The following is a 14,723-nucleotide window of genomic DNA, read 5'->3' on the forward strand; positions in this document are numbered from 1 at the left end:
CTCACTGAGCATCCCGCGCTTCATTGTTCGGCGGATCAATGCGCTCAATATTCCCCAACACCAACGCTCGTCCGGCAAACAGGCCGCCCGCTGTTTCCAAGGCAAAACGTTCGGCATCGCGTTTGCGCACTTCGTCGATCACCGCGTCGGCTTCGTGCTCAGACGCACCCAGCGTCACCACGGCCTGACGGCCGAGCAGCAGTGCGGCCTCAAAGGTCTCCCGCACTATGTAGTCGGCGTCGTGTTCGACCAGTTCCAGCGCGTGTTCGCGGTCAAAAGCGCGCACCAGCACTTTCACCTGCGGGCAGTAGTGCCGCGTACTTTCGACAATGCGTGTCGCGGCTTTTTTATCATCCACACAAATAATGATGGCGCGGGCGTGATGGGCACCGGCAGCGTGCAATATTTCATGGCGGGCGCCGTCGCCGTAATAGACCTTGAAACCGTAGGGTGTCACGGCGCGGATGACCTCCGGATTTATATCAATGATTGAAATTTTTGCTCCCTGAGCGAGCGGCACCTGGCAGGCAATCTGCCCCACACGGCCAAAACCGATGATGAGTACATTGCATTGCAGATTGTGTGCGGCTTCCACACCGTCCATGGACACGGGCTGTGGGCGAGTAAACCGTTTGCACAGCAATAAGGTCACCGGTGTAAACGCCATGGAGAGCACCACGATAGCCGTCATGTTGGCGTTGACGTCAGGACCGATGACCCTGAGTTTGAGCGCTTCGGCAAACAGCACAAAAGCAAATTCGCCACCCTGCGCCATCAGCACGGCGCGATCCAGCGCGTCGCGATGACCGCTTTTCGCCAGACGCGCAACTGCATAAATACACAGGGCCTTGACCAGCATCAGTGCCAGCACACCAGAGATGATGAGCCTCCACGCGCTGACCATCGTTTGCAGATCCAGCGACATGCCGACGCCGAGGAAAAACAGCCCCAGCAGTAGGCCACGAAACGGTTCTATGTCGGCCTCCAACTGGTGGCGAAATGTGGATTCCGACAGCAGCACACCGGCAACGAAAGCACCCATCGCCATTGAAAGACCGCCGATTTCCATCAGCAGCGCTGCTCCCAACACAACCAGCAGCGCAGCGGCAGTCATTACCTCGCGCGCTTTGGCATGGGCCAATACTCGAAACAGGGGATCGAGCAGCCACAATCCGATGGCCACCAATGCACCCAGGGACAGCGCTGCGGTACCTATGCGTTGCCAAAGGGGAGACGTGGGTCCATTCGCCAACTCAGTGGGCGCCAGAAATGCCACCACCGCCAGCAAAGGGGCTATCAACAGGTCTTCAAACAGCAAAATGGACACGACGTGCTGCCCTCTCGGCTCGGTAATGTCACCGCGTTCCGAGAGAACTTGCATAACCAGGGCCGTGGAGGTGAGTACAAAACCCGCTGCGCAGACAAATGACACCTGCCAAGGGAATCCAAAAGCCATGCCGACAGAAGTGAGCAGAACAGCACAGACCACCACCTGCAGGCTGCCCAGCCCAAAGATCTGCCGACGCAGATCCCATAGGTGCGAGGGTTTCATCTCCAGTCCAATCACAAAAAGAAACATCGCCACACCCAGCTCGGCCACCTCAATGATGGTGTGGGGGTTATTGATCAGTTGCAGTCCGAAGGGGCCAATGATCAGCCCCGCCGCCAGGTAACCGACCACTGAGCCGAGCCCGATGCGTTTGAGCAGCGGCACTGCCACCACGGCGGCGGCAAGCAAAGTGACGACAGCAAATAATTGACCTGCATTGCCTTCAACAGCCATGGCATTGACCCTCATCCCACATCAGGACCGGTAATGCGTTCACGGCCAGGCGTGTCGAGTAGAGCTTTAAAGCTCAGCGCTCAGTCCCGCAATTTTTTCAGGACCAAGCACAATATCTGGAGGGTTCACCAGGAACTCTCCAGGGTAGGAATGACACCTGAAGTGTAGTGCAGACACTGGCATCGTTTGAAAGGGAGACAAAAAATTCAGTAGCTTCTCCCTGTCCGTACCGGAAAGGGCTGGCTAACAATCCTTTCATTTATACCAAGCGAGTAGGCATGGCTTGAATCTTGAAAAAGGCAACTTTGGCCACGATATCCACCTTGAATACAAGTAATTAATGGATCGCTCTGCAATCCATCTGATATGGTTTTTTTTCGATCACCTGAGCCTTTTTCGTCTACCAACAGTCTATAAAGTGCAAGCCCGATGTTCTTTCAACAACAATAAAGCAGCCAACTAGTTTTGGCGCTTGAGCACACTGACGCGCTCAAGAATTTAGACAATCCCAGGATCAACAAAAGAACCCTGTTTATCAGAAATAAACGGGGCAAATAACTATTCACTTGCTTTGGAGACGGCCGCTGTGCGAAAGCTTGGCTTGGGCTTCCTGTTAACTGGCGTTTTTGGGCAACTATCAGCACTTCTATGGACCTACTCGTCCACAGGACCCATTTGTCAAAATAACGTCGACAATTCATACATCCAGCAAAAAGTGACAAAGTTCGAACAACTACTCGATGACACCGCTAATAAAGTTGCGACAGAGCTCGGTACGATACATTCTGACGAGCTCGCACACCTTACGAAAAACGAATCCCGCATACCCGACTCAACGGAGGCTGACGCCGTACAGTTTTTGCTCGAAAAGCCAGGCGAAACACCCGTACTTACGCTGACTTCATTGCCCACACAGGCACACAAATGGACAATTATTCTCAGCGGTCTGACTACTTTTATCGGCCTGCTTCTGGCACTCTTCGCCCGCAAAAAAACCATTGATCCGCAATGGCATGCCTTTCGCACAGTACCAGGCTCGCTGATCACGCTGGAACGCCCGTGCTTGACATGTGGCGGCTACATTTTCCACACTAAAAAAGAAGCTTCAATCACGCCTTCATCCGGCCTATGGGTGGTCGAAATTGCATTGAATACACCTAGCCGCCATCGCGCAGTAAAAGCCATTCAGCAGTTGGAGTTGCCGGTAGCGCGTAAAGAAAACAACTTTGTCGTCATTGGCCCGTATAAACAAAAGCAGGACGCGGCTCGAGTCGTGAAAGAGTTGAGTGAAAGTCATGGTGTTAGAGGATGGATGATGGCGGGAAATTGACATAATCCTGTGTAGCGCTACTGATCTCGAAAAAAATGTCTACCTGTTTTATGACACGAGAGTGTATTCATGATCGCAAAAGAACTTAGAGCCGAACTCGCCCTGAAGAAATTCCTGGACGCCAACTTATGGATCCAGCTTGAACTCAGCGAGCTGAACTACAACCTCGCTGAAAACTGCGGGCTTTCGCCAGAACAATATCGCCTGAAATTTCTACAAGAAGCATTTGAAGCAGAAGCGGATGCTCACGACTGCGATTGCTGGGACTTCATTCTGCAGTGGGTGGCTGAAACTAAGGAAGAGCTTGAGTTGATGCGTGAAGAACGCATGAAAGAGATTTATGATTTTCTGGACGATTAGTAGATCCTACAACTTTCGTAGCCTATACAAGCCGCCAGTTTCAAGATAAAAGACTAACTTCATCGGCGGGAGTATTGCCCAATACCCCGCCCTCCTCTCGATTCAAACCGCCGCGTAACTATCCACTACACGCCGATACTGGCTGGGCGAAGCTCCGATGTGCTGACGGAAAAACCGTGTGAAATGACCTTGCTCGGAGAACCCGAGGTTCTCCGACAAAAGACCCAGCGTTCCACTGCGCTCACGCTCAAGCCAGGCAAAAGCGCGGCGCATGCGCGCGTCGTTCAGCAAAAGGGTCGGCGTCATGCCGGTGTCTTTCTTGAACAGCGCAAAGAAGTGTGCCCGAGACAGACCACAAGCCCGCGCGGCGTTGTCGATCGGGTTCGGATCATCGAGGTGCTCAAGCAACCAGGCGGTGCCACGGCGCACGCGCGCGTCCCGAAACTCATTTGAGTTCGGCGCACCCAGCAGCGACAAATGCCGCCAGCTGGAAAAGTCCTCGATCAGTTCGATCAGGAAGTCGAACAGCATGAACTCCAAGCGCTCTTTCGGCACGATCCCACAACCATGCGCTTCGGCGACCAGGATGTCGGCCAGGGTGCGATTTCGACTCGACAGCTCGATGCATGATTGGGCAAAAAAGTCCGGCCGACCGCTGAGCGCCAGCGACTGCTGGGCAGTGGCCAGCCAGGCGGGCTCGATGTAGAGCGCCAGGATGACGGTGGCGCCCGCACCCGGCTGCGGATCGTAGAAATGCGGCTCCCAGGCGTTGACCAGCACCGCCGTGCGATCACTGAGCGGAACCCGCCGACCGTTAACGTTGAAGTAAGTGTCCTCGCCGGACACTTTGACCAGCACATGGCATTCGGAATGGGTATGGGTGACCAGCGAATGATCCATATTCAGCAAGGCGACCCGGCCAAACCTGCCGTGGAACACCCGTTGGGCAATCGACATCAGATTCCTCCGCTCGCTTGAAGCGATATTGTTATCGGCCTCAATGCATATCATCGGGGCGCGTATCTATTTCTCAAGCCCGTCGATCGGTCCATGGTTCAGCAACACTTGGCTGGCCACTATCGCGCGCGAATGACCGAGCGTCTACCTCGACTTTCGCAGCCCCCACGTTCGTCGGAAAAACCGCCTTACAAGGCATGGCGTTCTTTGCCGTGATAAACGCGCAGGATATCGGCCACCACCGCCAGAGCGATTTCCGCCGGGGCCTTGCTGCCCAGATCGAGGCCGATGGGCATGTGTAAACGGGCGATCTGTTCATCCGTCAGACCACCGATGCGTTTCAGCCGCTCAGCGCGCTTGGCCGACGTTGCCTGAGATCCCATGGCGCCGATGTAAAACGCCGGAGTGTGCACCGCTTCCATCAGCGCCAGGTCATCGATTCGCGGATCGTGAGTCAGCGCCACCACCGCGGTCGCCGCGTGGCAACCTCCGGCGGCAATGAACATCGAGGGCAGCACGCGTTGCATCTCCACACCTTCGAGTTGTACTTGCAGCATCTCTTCCCGGGGATCGCAGGCGATGACTTCGCAGCCGATGGCGCGGGCAAAACTGGCGCAGAATTCGGCGACCGGCGAGAGCCCCGCCAGAATCAGTCGTAACGCCGGGCCGACGCTGATGCGCACGCTTTCGTCGACGACTAGCACCCGCTCGCTGCCGTGTCCGGTGTCCGGGTCCAGGCGCAAGGCACCACTGCTCAGTTCGACGTGACGCAGCAGACGACGCTGACCCAGCAACGCTGCTTGCAGACTCTCCAGGTGGGCGATCCATTCGAGACTGGCAGCGCGGTGCTCGACCAGCACGATCAGCACGCCGCCACAGGGCAATCGTAGACGGTGGCGTTGCTCGACGCTGTCGCCATAACTGACGATCTGTGCCGGTTCGCGTAATTCACCGCGCGTCAGGCTTTCGAGAAACTCCTCTTCGACGCAGCCACCCGACAGCGAGCCGACGTGTTCGCCTGTGCCATTGGTCACCAGCATCGCACCCGGCGCACGCGGTGCCGAGCCATAGGTGGAGAGCACCGTACATAGCCACTGGGCCTGCCCGGCGCGAGCCCATTGCAGTGCCTGGTCGATCACCTGAACATCGAGATGACGCATATTTTCTGTACCTCAAGCAAAGCGTGGTGCTGCATGCAGGGTTACGTTTACGGTAACCTGCTAGCAATCCTGTTCAATCGTTGATTCAACATGTCGCCACAACAGTTTTTGCAACTCGCGGCGCTGCGCCTGGAATATCGCCAACTGCCTCCGGCTGACCCATCGCGACCGACACTGGTGCTGTTGCACGAAGGCCTCGGCAGCGCCGACCAATGGAAAGACTTCCCCCTGCGCCTGGCCCAGGCCAGCGGTTACGGTGTGGTCACTTACAGCCGTCAGGGTTATGGGCAATCGAGCCCGGTAACCCTGCCGCGTCCGCTGAACTACCTGAGCAGCGACGGCCCTCGGGAACTGCGGCAATTGCTCGATGCCTTGCAACTGCCGCAAGTGGTCTTGCTCGGTCACAGTGACGGCGCATCCATCGTCCTTGCCTATGCCGCCACCAACGATCCACGCGTGTTGGGCAGCATCGCACTGGCGCCTCACGTGATTGTCGAGGCCGAGAGCCTCGATGGCATTCGCCACACCACCGAGGCCTGGCATCAGGGCGAGTTGCGCGAGCGCCTGGCACGCCACCATGGGACAAATGTCGATGGCGCTTTTCACGGTTGGAGCGACAGTTGGTTGCACCCGGACTTTTCCTTGGATGATCTCGAAGCGCAGTTGGCTTATATCGAAAAGCCGTTGCTGGTCATTCAGGGTCGCGAAGACCACTACGCCACGCCCGAGCAACTGGTGGTCATCCAGCGACAGGTCGCTGGACCGTGCCGCTGTGTGTTGCTGGATAACTGTCGGCACTTTCCCCAGACCGAAGCGACCGAGCAGACCTTGCAGCTGATCTGCGAATTCCTGAAGCGCCTCCCCGCCTTTACTTGAAATTGCCTTGGGTTTCTGGAATCACCACGCTGCCGATCAGGTAGATCACCGACAGACCGACGGCGAACATCGCCAACACCATGGGGATCTGCGCCGGGCTGCCGCTGACCAGGGACACAAAGGTTGGCATGGTTCCGCCGAGGGCGAAACCGATGTTCCAGGACAATCCGGTGCCGCTGGCTCGCAGCTCGGTGGCAAAGCGTTCGTTGAGGAAGATCAGAATCGGCGCGATGATCGCCCCACCTATGAAGCCTATACCCACGCAATACAGCGCAGTACGGGTCAGCGAACCCGATTCGGCGACACCCAGAAACATCATCGGCAGGCTCACCAGGTTGATCACACCCAGCAGCATGAAGGTCTTCTTGCGACCGATCAGGTCGCTCAGGTAACCGAAGGCCAGTGCTCCGACAATGGTTGCCACCGACCCGTACATGAGCATCTGCGAAGTCTGCGCATGAGGCACTTTGGCGACCACGTTGAGCAACGTCGGCAGATAACCGCAGGCCAGGTAATACGTGGCACCGCCTCCGAACGTAATCAGCAGGTTGACCAGCATCACGCCGCGGTACTCGCGACCGAACAGACGCTTGAGCGGCGACACGACAACTACCGCCGGCCCCTTGGTTTTGCGCGCTTGTTGCAGTTGCTGCCAGACCGGGGTCTCTTCCAGGTAACGGAACATCACCAGACCGAAAAACGTGCTTAGCAGGCCGCAGAAGAACATGAAGCGCCAGCCCCAGACGTCAAATTCTTCCCCGGGAAAGATCTCCGACAACACCAGATAAGTGAATGACGCCAACAGCGCGCCCATACCGGCGCCGGCACCACCGATCAACCCGGACATCAAGCCGCGATAGCGCGGCGAGATGGATTCGGTGCCGATGGTGTGAGTGGAGGCAACGATGCCGCCCACGAAAATGCCCTGAATCACCCGCAAGACCAAAAACAGTATCGGGGCCAATATGCCGACCTGATGAATGGTCGGCAACGCGCCAAACAGTGCCGTGGAAATACCGACGCCGACCATCGACACCATCAACGCACGCTTGCGGCCGTGTTTGTCGGCATACGCGCCGAAGATCGCCGAGCCCAGCGGACGCACCAGCAACGCCACGGCGAACGAGGCATATACCGCGGCCAGCGACAATGTCGGGGTGTCCGAGGGGAAGAACAGGCGGCCGATAATCGGTGCCACATAAAGCAGAATGAACAGGTCAAACAAATCCAGCGCCCAGCCGAATGTCGAGGCAAATGCCGCGAGCAAGGCCTTGCCCGGTGGAATCTGTGGTGTATCGCTAGCGGCGCTGGAGGGTGATGCAGTTATTGTTGTTGTCGTAGTCATGGTTGCCTCACACAAACGGTGATCGAACGTTCTGCATCCCGGTGCACGGGTTGCGAGTAATCAGCAGGTCAGCGGTGAAACCTTGATGTGCCCTTTCAGTTGCATTGAAGGGGCGGCAGGCCCTGCTCCGTAAGGCGTACGCTGTTACCAACATACTCCCGGGCCCGCTCGCCAGTACGATTTACTCGCCGATAAACACGGCCGTACGCTTGCTGTGAAACGCTTCAACGCCTTCCTTGAAGTCCTTGGAGCTACGCAGACGGCTATAGCAGTGACCTTCCATTTCGATCGCGACGGTCAGCGGCGCATCTTCGTTGTCGTTGATCAGTTTTTTCGCCGTGCGCTGAGCCAACGGCGAGAAGCGCCGCAGTTCATCGACCAACGCGTCGACGGTGCTTTCCAGTTCGGTATCCGGCACGACCTCGGTCGCGATACCCCAGGCGTAGGCCTGGTCGCCGGTAATGCGTTTGGCGCGCATCACCATGTGCTTGGTGCGGGTGATGCCGATGATTTTCTGCAGGCGTGCGGAGCCACCCGAGCCCGGGATCTGACCGAGGTTCTGCTCAGGCAAGGCGTAGCGAGTGGTTTGCGAAGCAATGCGGAAATCACAGGCCAGGGACAGTTCGAAACCGACGCCGAAGGTGTAACCACGGTTGGCAACGATCACCGGTTTTTCGCAACGTGCCGGTGCCGCGACGTTCCAGGCCAGCTTGGAAACGTGCTCTGGCGACGCTTCGAGGAAGCCCTTGATGTCGCCACCGCTGGAGAAGTGTTCACCCACCGAGCGCAGCACGATGACGCGCACGCCTTTGTGTGCATCGAGGGCTTCGAAGACCTGGCGCAGTTCATCACGCTGACCCATGGAAATGACGTTCAACGGTGCGCGGTTGAGGATGATGTCGGCGCGCTCGCGGGACACATCGACTTCAACCTGGAAACCATCGAACTGAGTGTCGAGAAATTGCTGGATCGCTTGCTGTTGCATGAGAGTTTCCTCTGGATGATTAGCTGATGGCCTTCAAGGCCTGTTCCTGAAATTGAGCCAGCAGCACGCGCCGCAGCACCTTGCCCACTGGTGATTTGGGAATCTGATCGACGAACTGATAACGCCGTGGCCGCTTGAATTTGGCCAGGCCCGAAGCGATGCAATGGGCATCGAGGTCGTCTTCCGAGACCTCGGCGCGCAGCTTGATAAACGCGGCAATGATCTTGCCCCACTGCTCGTCGGGCAGACCGACCACCACCACTTCTTCCACTGCCGGGTGCAGAGAGAGCATGTTTTCGATTTCCGCCGGGCTGACGTTTTCGCCGCCGGTGATGATCAAGTCATCGACACGCCCCGTGACGAACAGATCACCCTCCAGATCGAAGTAGCCGATGTCACCGGTGAAATACCATCCATCACGCAAGGCCTTGGCGGTCGCTTCGGGGCGGTTCAGGTAGCCTTCGAACGCCTCGTCACTCGCCAGGTCGGCGATGATCTGGCCCTCCTCCATTGGGTTGACCTGCACGTCCGGCGTTTCAGCATCGATCGGCACCACGCGCACGCGCTGGTTCATTGCACTGCGCCCTGACGAACCGGGTTTGCGGCTGGCTTGCTGGTCGATGGTGAAGGTGTAGATCTCCGAGCTGCCGTAATGATTGACGAATAACTGCGGCTGGAACGCCTGCTCGACGCGACGCATCAAACCGTCGCTCATCGGTGCACCGGCAAAGCCGATTTTCTCCACACTGGCGACTCGCTCGCGGGCAAAGGCCGGGTGTTCGATGAGCATGTGGTAGAGCGTCGGCACCAGGTACAGGTTGCTGACCTTTTCCCGCTCGATGGCCTGCAGGGTGGCTTCCACGTCGAACTTCGGCACACAGACGAAATGTCCGTCGATCAGCGCCATGGACAACAACGAACGCACGCCCATGGTGTGGTAAAGCGGCATGACACCCAGCGTGCACTCGCTCTGGCGGTAGAGGTTTTGCGCGACGTGGGCAACCGCCGCGGCGCGTTCACTACGGTGCCGACGCGGCACGCCTTTGGGCTTGCTGGTGGTTCCGGAGGTGTACAGCAGCAGTGAAAAGTCTTCGGCGTCGGCCTGCAAAATGATGCCGGAGGGGGTCTGCGAACACAGTTCCTCGAAACTCAGGTCGGTGTTGGCGGCACGGAGCCCGGTGGCGATCCGTGGCAGCCTTGTGGCTACGCTGCAACCGGCCACGGCGGTCACGGTAGCGTCGTCGTAAGCCACTGCACGGATTTGCGCGTCTTCGATGCAGTAACCCAGTTCCTCGGCAGTCGAACGCCAGTTCAACGGGGTCATGACGATGCCCGCAAACTGACAGGCCCAATGCAGGGTTGCCATCTGCCAGCGGTTTTGCATCACGACCAGCAGTCGATCACCGCGTTGCAGCCCAAGGCATTGCAAGCCCCAAGCGGCGCTCTGGATATCGACGAACCAGTCTTCATAGGTTTTCTTCAATGCACCGTCACTGACCGCCACGGCGTGCGGCCGGCGTTCAACGGCAGCGAGGAAACTGCGTCCGAGATCGAACATTATTGTTATACCCCTTTGTTCGTTTGGCGCTGGGTAGCGACTTCGAGCACGGCCTGGACGATGCCGGTGTAGCCCGTACAGCGACATAGATGCCCCGAAAGCATGTCGCGTACCTGGGTCTCGTCCGGGCTGGGTACCCGTTCAAGGAAATCCACGCAGGACATGAGAATGCCCGCAGTGCAAAAGCCGCACTGCAAGGCGTGATGACGGCGAAAGGCTTGTTGCAGATCGCTCAGTGTGTCGTCGTCGGCCAGGGACTCGACGGTCTCGATACGCCGCTCGTGCCCCTGTACCGCGAGCATCAGGCAGGAACGCATGGCGACTCCGTCCACCAGCACCGTGCAGGCACCGCAGACACCGTGTTCGCATCCGACATGGACACCGGTGGCACCGAGGTCGTGGCGCAGGAAGTCGCATAGTTGGGTCCGCGGTTCAGCCAGCGCTTCGCGGGCGCGGCCATTGAGTTCCAGGCGAATCGGAAAGGTTTGGTCGGCAGTTACACGCATATTCAGACTCCTTCGATCAGCTGATGACCCAGCTCGCGAATCAGTTGGCGGCGATAGGCAGCGCTGGCCTGCACATCGTCTTGTGCGTCGAGCGACCAGGCGGTTTGATTGAGCGCGTCCGGCAGCCCCGCACCACGAGGCAGACTGCGACGTTGCGGACGGTCAGCGACCCCGCCGATGCCAAGTTCGACCTGGTCCGCGCCGATGGCCGCGGCCAGGGAGACAATTGCAAAGTCGCCGTGGCGCATGGCGATTTCGCGGAAGCGATAGGTGATGCCTTCACGTTTGAGCGGAAAACGCACCTCGACGACCAGTTCGTCTGCACGCTTGTCGGTGGTGAGAATGCCTTGGAAGAAGTCGGCAGCCTTGACGATGCGCTTGCCTTTTTTCGACTCGAGAACGATCTCGCCGCCCAGCGTCACCAGGCACAGCGGCAACTCGGCGCTGGGGTCGGCGTGAGCCACCGAACCGCAGACCGTGCCGCGATTACGCGTCTGGAAGTGACCGATCCAGGGCATCGCCAGTGCCAATAAAGGCACCTCGTCCATCAGGGTCGAACGCGCCAGCAACTGCGCCTGTCGTACCCCGGCACCTACCGCCAGGCAATCCTTGCGCAGTTCGATATAGGCCAGTTCAGCCACATGATTGATATCGATCAGTAACTTGGGTTGAGCCAGGCGCATGTTCAGCACCGCCATCAGCGATTGGCCACCGGCGATGATGCGAGCTTCCTGGCCGTACTCGGCGAGCAACTCCACCACCTGACGACGGGTGTCAGCCCGAACGTAATCGAAAGCAGCCGGTTTCATTGCGCACCTCCCTTGCCAAACAGCGCGCCAAGCGAGGCCCGCAGTCGCGCCCACCAGCCGGTGGAGATGGCTTGGCCGCTGACCCGTTGCGACAAGCGAGTAAAGATTTGTCCGATGATCACTTTCGAGGCCCCTTGCAACATTCGGCCGCCGACCGCGGCGACTTTGCCGCTGACCGCCACCTGGTATTGGTATTCCAGACGTGTGTGGCCATTTTCCAGTTCGACGAAACGCACCTTGGCCTGACCTTGAGCCGAGCCCATCGAGCTGCTGCCGGAACCGGACAGACGCAATGAATGCGGTGGGTCCAGATCACTCAGGGCGACCTTGGCCTCGAAGCGCGCACGGATCATGCCGACGCCGACGGTGACGTCTGCGCGGTAACGGTTTTCGCCTTCAAGCACGAGGTCGTGACAACCGGGAATAATCGCCGCCAGCGTCTGCGGGTCGAGCAAGGTATCGAAGACCTGTTGCGGCGAAGCAGGAATCACCACCGAGTCGTTGGCCCGCAGTGCCGGTCCACCGGCAGGTGCTGCGTCCAGGTCTTCATCGGGCTCCATACCTGCGGGCCGTGCCGGCTCGTCAATCCCGATTAGCGTGCGTACTTTCGATGGCGTCAGCGGCAGACGGATGTCCGAGCGACCGAGGGCGTCGGCCACCGCGTTGGCAATGCACACCGGCGTGCTCATATTGTTGCCCTCGCCCACACCCTTGGCACCCAGCGGGGTGAATGGCGATGGCGTTTCCATGTGCAGGATCACCGGTTCGATCACTTCCGGTGCGGTCGGCACCAGATAATCGGCGAAGGTCCCTGAGAGGAAACTGCCGTCCTCGCCATAGGCGAACTCTTCCATCAGCGCCGCGCCGAGGCCTTGGGTGAAGCCACCACGAATCTGGCCATCGACCAGCGCCGGGTTGAGCAGGCGGCCGGCGTCATGGCAGGTGACGTAGCGATCGATGTGGATCTCGCCGGTCATGCGGTCGATTTCCAGACCACAGATGTCGAAGACAAAGCCGTAGCACAGCGAGCTGTTGACCTGATCCTGGTCGTCCGGGGCCACCAATTGCGGCGGGCTCCAGAACGCGGTTTCGCGCAGTCCGCCACTTTCACCTTCCGGCAGCAGGCCCGGCGACCAGTGGGTCGCACCGGCAATCCGATGGAATGGCGCGACCGCTCCGCCATTGACCACAAAAATCTTGCCGCCGGCGAAACGAATATCTTCGGGGCTGGCCTGCAATTGCTCGGCGGCAATCGCGGCGAGGCGATCGCGGATCTTCAGCGCCGCCTTGTAGACGGCACCGGCCACAGCGCCGGCGAAGCGGCTGGAATAGTTGCCCGAGGCAATCGACCAAGCGTCCTTCTGGGTATCCAGTTCGACGTTGACCACGATGGATTCCAGCGCAACCCCAAGCACTTCAGCGACGACCTGAGCGACGGTGGTTTGATGGCCCTGCCCTTGCGGTGCCGAGGACACGTGCACACTGACGTCACCCAATGGGCCGACGTTGATGGTGGCGGTGGCGACAGCGCCGTTTTTCGGACCGGCCTTGCGCCGCTCTTCGGGTGTCATCGCGGTGGTGATGTATCCCATGTTGGAAATCGAAGGCTCGATGACGGCGGCATAACCGATGCCGTAGATCCGGCCTTCGGCACGCGCCTGATCACGACGTTCGAGCAACTCGTCGAGTCCACCGTCAGCCGCCGCCAAGGCAATGCCTGCCTGGTAATTGCCGGAATCGAGCAACGCACCGGCGGCCGCGCGATAAGGGAAGGCATCGGCCGGCACCAGGTTGCGGCGGATCACGTCCAACGGATCAAGCTTCAACTGCACGGCGATGTGTTGCAGCAGACGCTCCAGGGCGAAATACACCTGTGGGCCACCAAAACCACGGTTCAGGCCGGAAGGGGTTTTGTTGGTCAGCACCACTCGGTTGCGCACTTGCAAATTACGGATCGCGTAGGCCCCCGTCAGGTTGCCGTGCATGCGGTAGAAAGTCGCCGGTTCAGGCGCTCTCAGGTAGGCACCACAATCGTCGATCTGGTCATAACGCAAAGCGGTGATACGCCCGTCTGCTTCTACCGCCGCTTCAATTTCGGTCACCCGATTGGTCGCCGAAGAAGCCCCCTGAAGATGTTCCAGACGGTCCTCGACCCACTTCACCGGTGCACCGACCTTGCGTGACGCCAAGCCCATCATCACCACGTAAGGGAAAACCCCTTGCTTGATGCCAAAGCTGCCACCGGAATCTTTCGGTGTACGCAAACGCAAGCGGTTGCCGGGCACATTCAGTGCCCGGGCCATGACCGTGTGCAACGCATAGGGGCCCTGGAAATTGGCCAGCACGTCATAAATGCCGGTGGCGCGTTCGTACTGAGCCAACACCACATAGCATTCGATGGGTGTGCAGGAACTGCGCGGAAACTTCACTTTGAGCGAGACCTTGTGCGGCGCCTGCTCGAACGCCTGCTCCGGCTCGCCATAACGAAAGCGCCGTTCGTTGACCACGTTGCTGCCGACTGCTTCGTGCAGGATCGGTGCCTGTTCGGCGGTGGCCAGTTCCGGATCAATGATCGGGAGCAGCGGCTCGTATTCAACGCGCACCCCTTCGATGGCGTCTTCGGCCAGATAGCGGCTCTCAGCGATCACCACGGCCACCGGCTCTCCGACGTAACGCACCTTGTCGACGGCGACGCACCAGTGCTCCATCGGCTGACGCACACCCACCGGAAACGGCAGCGCCCAGCGTTTGACGTCTTCGCCGACCAGCACGCCGTGCACGCCTTTCATCAGCAGCGCACTGGAAAAGTCCACCGAGGTGATCCGCGCATGAGCGTGGGGTGAACGGATGATCGCCGCGTGTAGCGTTCCCGGAGGGATCGCAGCGTCATCGGCATAACAGCCGAGGCCGCGCAACAATGCGGCGTCCTCGACACGGGTCTGACGGGCGCCGATGTGGCCGGTCTGGCTTTCGGTAGCAGGCTGGAAACTAGTCATTTTTTTCGCGGCTCTTGTTGTTGTGCAGCGCGATAGCGTTAGAGCCGAGTGTGTGAGA

12 protein-coding genes are annotated in these 14,723 nt (G+C 59.0%); 3 read left to right on the plus strand and 9 right to left on the minus strand.

Features of this window, described 5'->3' with window-relative positions; all coding sequences use genetic code 11:
- Position 1: 1 nt before the first annotated feature.
- Positions 2-1,783: a monovalent cation:proton antiporter-2 (CPA2) family protein gene (locus tag F8N43_RS05740; protein ID WP_150653366.1), complete on the minus strand. Its 1,782-nt coding sequence runs from the start codon at positions 1,781-1,783 to the stop codon at positions 2-4.
- 586 nt (positions 1,784-2,369) lie between these two features.
- On the opposite strand from F8N43_RS05740, the gene F8N43_RS05745 reads away from it, so the two are divergent.
- Positions 2,370-3,113 (plus strand): SPOR domain-containing protein, encoded by a 744-nt coding sequence (locus F8N43_RS05745; RefSeq protein WP_150636604.1) that lies wholly within the window; start codon positions 2,370-2,372, stop codon positions 3,111-3,113.
- A gap of 69 nt (positions 3,114-3,182) precedes the next feature.
- Positions 3,183-3,473, plus strand: coding sequence for a DUF6388 family protein (locus F8N43_RS05750; protein ID WP_150636603.1), 291 nt, complete (start codon positions 3,183-3,185; stop codon positions 3,471-3,473).
- A 102-nt stretch (positions 3,474-3,575) separates the two neighbouring features.
- Here the strand turns inward: F8N43_RS05750 and F8N43_RS05755 are convergent, their stop codons facing one another.
- Together F8N43_RS05755 and F8N43_RS05760 are read right to left on the minus strand one after the other, a co-directional pair.
- Positions 3,576-4,430: a helix-turn-helix transcriptional regulator gene (locus tag F8N43_RS05755; protein ID WP_150636601.1), complete on the minus strand. Its 855-nt coding sequence runs from the start codon at positions 4,428-4,430 to the stop codon at positions 3,576-3,578.
- Between the two features lie 188 nt (positions 4,431-4,618).
- Positions 4,619-5,590 carry an XdhC family protein gene (locus F8N43_RS05760; RefSeq protein WP_150653367.1) on the minus strand — a complete coding sequence of 324 codons (972 nt, stop codon included), beginning with the start codon at positions 5,588-5,590 and terminating at the stop codon, positions 4,619-4,621.
- Between the two features lie 90 nt (positions 5,591-5,680).
- Between F8N43_RS05760 and F8N43_RS05765 the strand changes: the two genes are divergently transcribed.
- Positions 5,681-6,466, plus strand: coding sequence for an alpha/beta fold hydrolase (locus tag F8N43_RS05765; protein ID WP_150653368.1), 786 nt, complete (start codon positions 5,681-5,683; stop codon positions 6,464-6,466).
- Here F8N43_RS05765 and F8N43_RS05770 read toward each other — a convergent pair.
- The 6 genes from F8N43_RS05770 to F8N43_RS05795 form a co-directional block, all read right to left on the minus strand.
- Positions 6,459-7,811, minus strand: a complete 1,353-nt coding sequence (locus F8N43_RS05770) for an MFS transporter (RefSeq protein ID WP_150653369.1) — start codon at positions 7,809-7,811, stop codon at positions 6,459-6,461. The genes F8N43_RS05765 and F8N43_RS05770 overlap by 8 nt on opposite strands.
- 181 nt (positions 7,812-7,992) lie before the next feature.
- Positions 7,993-8,796: an enoyl-CoA hydratase/isomerase family protein gene (locus tag F8N43_RS05775; RefSeq protein WP_010459412.1), complete on the minus strand. Its 804-nt coding sequence runs from the start codon at positions 8,794-8,796 to the stop codon at positions 7,993-7,995.
- Positions 8,797-8,815: 19 nt separating this feature from the next.
- Positions 8,816-10,354: an AMP-binding protein gene (locus F8N43_RS05780; protein ID WP_150653370.1), complete on the minus strand. Its 1,539-nt coding sequence runs from the start codon at positions 10,352-10,354 to the stop codon at positions 8,816-8,818.
- Between the two features lie 5 nt (positions 10,355-10,359).
- On the minus strand, positions 10,360-10,860 hold the full coding sequence (locus tag F8N43_RS05785) for a (2Fe-2S)-binding protein (RefSeq protein ID WP_150636590.1): 501 nt from the start codon (positions 10,858-10,860) through the stop codon (positions 10,360-10,362).
- 2 nt (positions 10,861-10,862) lie between these two features.
- A complete protein-coding gene (locus tag F8N43_RS05790; RefSeq protein ID WP_060742345.1) occupies positions 10,863-11,669 on the minus strand; it encodes an FAD binding domain-containing protein in 807 nt (268 codons plus the stop codon).
- A complete protein-coding gene (locus tag F8N43_RS05795) occupies positions 11,666-14,665 on the minus strand; it encodes a xanthine dehydrogenase family protein molybdopterin-binding subunit (protein WP_150636586.1) in 3,000 nt (999 codons plus the stop codon). The genes F8N43_RS05790 and F8N43_RS05795 overlap by 4 nt, the downstream gene beginning before the upstream one ends.
- Between the last annotated feature and the right edge of the window lie 58 nt (positions 14,666-14,723).

The organism is Pseudomonas fluorescens (assembly GCF_902498065.1).
Classification (GTDB): Bacteria; Pseudomonadota; Gammaproteobacteria; order Pseudomonadales; family Pseudomonadaceae; genus Aquipseudomonas; species Aquipseudomonas fluorescens_BJ.

Bases quoted from the DNA above. Each gene is read 5' to 3' on its own strand.
- F8N43_RS05750 (WP_150636603.1), top strand. From the start codon at position 3,183: ATGATCGCAAAAGAACTTAGAGCCGAACTCGCCCTGAAGAAATTCCTG.
- F8N43_RS05760 (WP_150653367.1), bottom strand. From the start codon at position 5,590: ATGCGTCATCTCGATGTTCAGGTGATCGACCAGGCACTGCAATGGGCT.
- F8N43_RS05780 (WP_150653370.1), bottom strand. From the start codon at position 10,354: ATGTTCGATCTCGGACGCAGTTTCCTCGCTGCCGTTGAACGCCGGCCG.
- F8N43_RS05765 (WP_150653368.1), top strand. From the start codon at position 5,681: ATGTCGCCACAACAGTTTTTGCAACTCGCGGCGCTGCGCCTGGAATAT.
- F8N43_RS05770 (WP_150653369.1), bottom strand. From the start codon at position 7,811: ATGACTACGACAACAACAATAACTGCATCACCCTCCAGCGCCGCTAGC.
- F8N43_RS05755 (WP_150636601.1), bottom strand. From the start codon at position 4,430: ATGTCGATTGCCCAACGGGTGTTCCACGGCAGGTTTGGCCGGGTCGCC.
- F8N43_RS05790 (WP_060742345.1), bottom strand. From the start codon at position 11,669: ATGAAACCGGCTGCTTTCGATTACGTTCGGGCTGACACCCGTCGTCAG.
- F8N43_RS05740 (WP_150653366.1), bottom strand. From the start codon at position 1,783: ATGGCTGTTGAAGGCAATGCAGGTCAATTATTTGCTGTCGTCACTTTG.
- F8N43_RS05795 (WP_150636586.1), bottom strand. From the start codon at position 14,665: ATGACTAGTTTCCAGCCTGCTACCGAAAGCCAGACCGGCCACATCGGC.
- F8N43_RS05775 (WP_010459412.1), bottom strand. From the start codon at position 8,796: ATGCAACAGCAAGCGATCCAGCAATTTCTCGACACTCAGTTCGATGGT.
- F8N43_RS05785 (WP_150636590.1), bottom strand. From the start codon at position 10,860: ATGCGTGTAACTGCCGACCAAACCTTTCCGATTCGCCTGGAACTCAAT.